Annotated in this window: 5 protein-coding genes; all 5 read right to left on the reverse strand. The window is 65.0% G+C overall.

Going from position 1 to position 4631, the window contains the following annotated elements; genetic code table 11:
- Positions 1 to 98 precede the first annotated feature (98 nt).
- Genes NUV89_RS27780 through moaB form a run of 5 tightly spaced genes read right to left on the reverse strand, consistent with a single transcriptional unit; the run spans position 99 to position 4243 of the window.
- Positions 99 to 566: an SCP2 domain-containing protein gene (locus NUV89_RS27780; protein WP_257783835.1), complete on the reverse strand. Its 468-nt coding sequence runs from the start codon at positions 564 to 566 to the stop codon at positions 99 to 101.
- Complete coding sequence (locus NUV89_RS27785) at positions 560 to 1450, reverse strand: U32 family peptidase (protein WP_257783836.1); 891 nt, start codon at positions 1448 to 1450, stop codon at positions 560 to 562. Before NUV89_RS27785 ends, NUV89_RS27780 begins: the two co-directional genes overlap by 7 nt.
- A gap of 10 nt (positions 1451 to 1460) precedes the next feature.
- Complete coding sequence (locus NUV89_RS27790; protein WP_257783837.1) at positions 1461 to 2456, reverse strand: peptidase U32 family protein; 996 nt, start codon at positions 2454 to 2456, stop codon at positions 1461 to 1463.
- 9 nt (positions 2457 to 2465) lie between these two features.
- Complete coding sequence (gene glp / locus NUV89_RS27795) at positions 2466 to 3692, reverse strand: gephyrin-like molybdotransferase Glp (RefSeq protein ID WP_257783838.1); 1227 nt, start codon at positions 3690 to 3692, stop codon at positions 2466 to 2468.
- Complete coding sequence (gene moaB, locus NUV89_RS27800) at positions 3689 to 4243, reverse strand: molybdenum cofactor biosynthesis protein B (RefSeq protein ID WP_257783839.1); 555 nt, start codon at positions 4241 to 4243, stop codon at positions 3689 to 3691. The genes glp and moaB overlap by 4 nt, the downstream gene beginning before the upstream one ends.
- Positions 4244 to 4631: the final 388 nt, after the last annotated feature.

Consider the following 4631-nt stretch of genomic DNA (forward strand, 5'->3'; position numbering starts at 1 on the left):
CCTTTGGTTACTTTGGGGCTTTTCCAAAGTGACCCGCCGTAAGGGCGGAACCATAAGTGGCCGTTACCGAAGAAACGGATATGTACACAGAAGCGCAATCACCCAACAACCTCCCGCCCCGCAACCTCCAACCCCCGCCACAACCACCCCGGCAACACATCCGAATCCAAACTATCAATCAAATTCTTCAACCCCAACCCCAACTCCGTATCCCCCTCAATCACCAACCGCCGCCGAAAAAACAACGTATCCGGATCCTCCTGCCGACTGGCCAACAACAAAAACTCCCGCCAATTACCACTGATGGTCACCTGCGCCTCAGCCCTGTCAGCAATACGCAACCCCTCCCGCGCCAACGTCAGGTACCAACACAACCCCAAGTCAGGAACGCGCAAACACATCCAACGCCCGCGCAGCAAATCAAAACCACCCTCGCGCAAAGGCTCAGCCAGACAGCGATTAAGCCCCTGCTCCAAGGCCACACGCTGCACCGCAAACGGCACCCGCCGAACCAGCGGCAACAACCGGTCCGCCCCCTTGAGCAACCATTGCTTGCGACTCAACACAGCCCCACCTCCTCAACCCGTAACATACCGGCCTGGCCATGCCAGTAGCCGTTGCAGCCGTCAACGAACAACGGCGGCGTGGCGCCCTGGCGTACCTGATCGTACGCACGCACCACATCAGCCATACCTTCAGCCCGCGGGCTCAGGCGCAACACATCGGCGCCACAAGCCACCAGCGCGGGATAGTCGGCCAGCAGGTTGGTCACCTCCGCCGACATCGTCTGAATCCCATTCAAGGTAAACAACGCCTGCCCTTCCTGGCTGGTCAAGGCCATGCCGTCCGGGTAGTTGATGCAGCAGAACTGGCAGTCGTCCTTGGGCCGGTTTTCGGCGCGGGCGGTGAAGCAGCGCGCCGAGTAGGCCAGGGGCAAATGGCCGTAGGCGAAGATTTCCACCTCCGGCAACGGCCTGCCCAGTTCCTGAACCTGCGCCAGCACATCGGCGATCAGGCCTTGGGAGCATTCCACCGGCGGCACCCAGCGTTGCATGCCCAAGTCAAGCAATTGCACCAGGGCGTGACCGTTGTAGAGGTTGAGCGCCGGGCCGCCGACAAAGGGCAACTTGCGCTCCACCAGCAACTGCACCGCGCCCATGTCGTTGGCTTCCACCAGCAACTCGCCGTTGTCGCACAGGCGGCGCAGGCGGGACAGTTCGGAGGCCGCCTCGATCAAGGTGAGGCTCGACAACACGATCTGCGCCGAACTGCACGCCTGCAACTCGCGGCCCAGCCCCAGCCATTGATCGAGGTTGAACGCGCGGCGTTTAGAGCACACGGTTTCCCCCAGGTAAATCACGTCCAGGGGCAAGTCGGCCATCTCCGCGTAGAAGCGCCCGAGGTGGTCCTTGTCCCAATAAAACAGCACTGGTCCGAGGCTGAGTTTCATCTGTGTGTCCTCACTGCCATGCACGATGGTAAGCACCCAGGGTGGTCTGGCTGCCTTCGGAAAGCCCGGCCAGCACCTGGCGCCATTGCTCCTTGACGACAAAGTTGGCCGGGCTGCTACGGTGGGCGTCGAGGGCGGCGCGCCAGACGCGGGTGACTTGTTCCACATAGGCCGGGCTGCGTTGGCGGCCTTCGATCTTCACCGCTTCCACGCCGATGGCCGCCAGTTCCGGCAGCAGGTCGAGGGTGTCGAGGCTGGTGGGTTCCTCCAGCGCATGGAAGCGCTTGCCGCCCACCAGGAAGCGGCCCTTGCACAGGGTCGGGTAACCGGCGGGTTCGTCCGGGGTGTAGCGGTCGATCAGCACTTCGCTCAAGCGCGCGCTGAGGCCGTCGGCGTCGTCGCTCCAGCGCACCGCCTTGGCCGGTGAGCACACGCCGCACAGGTTGGGGGATTCGCCGGTGATGTAGGAGGACAAGTGGCAGCGCCCTTCGGCCATGATGCACAGGCTGCCAAAGCCGAACACTTCGATGGGCACCGTGGCACTCGCGGCCACCTGCTTGACCTGGGCCAGGGACAACACCCGGGGCAACACTGCGCGGCGGATGCCGTAGCGCTCGACATAGAACTTCAACGCCGCCGCATGGGTGGCCGAGCCCTGCACCGACAAGTGCAAGGCCATCTGCGGGTGGCGTGCGGCGGCATAGCCGAGCACGCCGGGGTCGCCGGCGATCAGGGCGTCCACACCATGGTCGGCGGCGCGATCGACGGCACGTTGCCAGCGCGGCCAGATCTTCGGTTGCGGGTAGGTGTTGACCGCCACGTAGAGCTTGCGCTGGTGCTGGCGGATATGGGCGACAGCGGCGTCGAACTGCTTGTCGTCCATGTTCAGCCCGGCGAAGTGCCGGGCGTTGGTGTCATCGCGAAACCCCACATACACCGCGTCGGCGCCTTGGCGCACAGCGGCTTTCAGCGCAGGCAAGTTACCTGCCGGGCAGACCAGTTGCATGGTGTCTCCTTAACGGAAATCGGCAAAGGACAGAAACGGCACCGCCGCGCCCTTGAGCACCTGCTGGCCGCGCTCGACGATCACCAGGCCGTCGGCCCAGCAAGCGGCGACCAGCATCGCCGAGCTTTGCTGCGGGTGCAGGATCGCGCGCAGTTGCCCATCGCTGCCGGGGCTCAAGCGCGCACGCAGGTATTGGCGGCGCGGGTTGGGCTTGAGCCATTCAAACGCCGCCGGCACGCTCGCCGGCACCGGCAACACCCGCTCCGCGCCCTGGGCACGCAACAGGAACGGGCGCACCACCACCAGCGCCGTCACCAGCGCCGCCGTCGGATTACCCGGCAGGCCAATCCACGGTTTGCCCGCCACCTGACCAAACGCCAGGGGCTTGCCGGGCTGGATCGCCAGGCGCCAGAACTCGACCTTGCCCAGTTCGCGGATCGCTTGTTTGAGGTGATCCTCCTCCCCTACCGACACGCCACCGGTGGTCAGCAGCAGGTCGCATTCGGAAGACGCCAGCGCCAACGCATCGCGACTCGCCGTGAGGGCGTCGGCCATCACCCCATAGTCGTGCACCTCCACACCCCAGCCCCGCAGCAGCGCGGCAATGAGGTAACGGTTGCTGTTGTAGATCTGCCCTGGTGCCAGCGACTCACCGGGTTCGCGCAATTCATCACCACTGCTGAGCAGGCACACCCGCAGCGGCCGATAAACCTTGACCCGGGGAATGCCCGCCGCTGCCAGCAGGCCGATTTCCTGGGCGCGCAGGCGCTTGCCGGCGCTCAACACCTGCTGCCCGCGTTGCAGCTCTTCGCCGCGCTTGCGCACGTGGTCGCCCAGGCGGATCGGCGGGCACCAGATGCGCTGGCCATACACGCGGCAACGCTCCTGGGCGACCACACTGTCGGCTCCCGGTGGCAGCGGCGCGCCGGTAAAGATGCGCACCGCTTGCCCGGCCTGCAACGGCTCATCACTGCTGTGCCCGGCGGCGATACGCCCGACGACTTCGAGGTGACCGCCCTGCTCCGGCACGTCAAACGCGCGCAGGGCGTAGCCGTCCATGGCACTGTTGTCCCAACCCGGCAAGTCGAGGGGCGAAAACACGTCTTCAGCGACCACCCGCCCAAGGGCCTGGGCCAAGGCAATCACCTCGGTGGACGGGGGTGGCGGCGCCTGCGCGAGCAACTGCTCGATGGCGTCCTCCACCGGCAGCAGGTCGCCGCTGTCACACACGTTCATGAGCGTGACTCACAGGCGCTGAGCGCTTGATCGATTTGGGGCTTGAGGTGCGGCGCGAAATTGCACGGGCCGGTGCGGCTGTCCAGTTGGCCGACAAGAATCTGGTCCCAGGCCGTGCGGCAAGCACCCGGCGAGCCGGGCATGCAGCACACCAGCACACCGTTGCTGAAGCCGGCCAGGGCGCGCGATTGCAGGGTCGACATGCCGATTTCGGCCAGGGACACCTGGCGGAACAACTCGCCGAAGCCGTCCACTTGCTTGTCCAGCAACGGCAGTACGGCTTGGGGCGTGTTGTCGCGGGCCGTGAAGCCGGTGCCGCCGGTCATCAGCACCACTTGCACCTGGGGGTCGGCGATCCACTGTGAAACCCGGGCGCGGATCTGGTAGATGTCGTCCATCACGATGCCGCGGTCGATGAGCATATGGCCGGCGGTTTGCAGGCGGTCCACCAGGGTGTCGCCGGAGGTGTCGGTGTCGTAGGTGCGGGTGTCGCTGATGGTCAGCACGGCGATGTTCAGGGAGACGAAGTTTTGCTGGGTCAGGTGGGCCATGGTCCGGGCTCCAAGCGTTGGAAAGATGGGGGCAGCCTGCGCCGCATTGGGCGTAGGGCCTATTCCTCGGAGGAGGTATGCCGTTGGGGGCGTGGTCCTTCAGGGGGTTTGGCACAGTGTGGGAACTGGCTGGGTGGGGGCTGTTGACCGTGGTCAAGGGTTGGGTGTGGCATGGGGTCGCATGGGGGTTTGGGGGAGCGGCTTTTTTGTGGGAGCTGGCTTGCCTGCGATGGCGGCCTGTCGGTGTACATATCCGTTATTTGGGTAACGGCGACTATTGGTTCCGCCCTTACGGCGGGTCACTTTGGAAAAGAGCCCCAAAGTAACCAAAGGGCTCTTGCCCCAACACTCGGCACCTCGCCTAGGCTCGGTGTGCCCGTAATCCGAC

Origin of the sequence: Pseudomonas sp. 18.1.10, assembly GCF_024655625.1 — a bacterium.
In the GTDB taxonomy this organism is placed as follows: domain Bacteria; phylum Pseudomonadota; class Gammaproteobacteria; order Pseudomonadales; family Pseudomonadaceae; genus Aquipseudomonas.

Coding starts and splice junctions, on each gene's coding strand:
- NUV89_RS27785 (WP_257783836.1), bottom strand. CDS start 1,450: ATGAAACTCAGCCTCGGACCAGTGCTGTTTTATTGGGACAAGGACCAC.
- NUV89_RS27790 (WP_257783837.1), bottom strand. CDS start 2,456: ATGCAACTGGTCTGCCCGGCAGGTAACTTGCCTGCGCTGAAAGCCGCT.
- glp (WP_257783838.1), bottom strand. CDS start 3,692: ATGAACGTGTGTGACAGCGGCGACCTGCTGCCGGTGGAGGACGCCATC.
- moaB (WP_257783839.1), bottom strand. CDS start 4,243: ATGGCCCACCTGACCCAGCAAAACTTCGTCTCCCTGAACATCGCCGTG.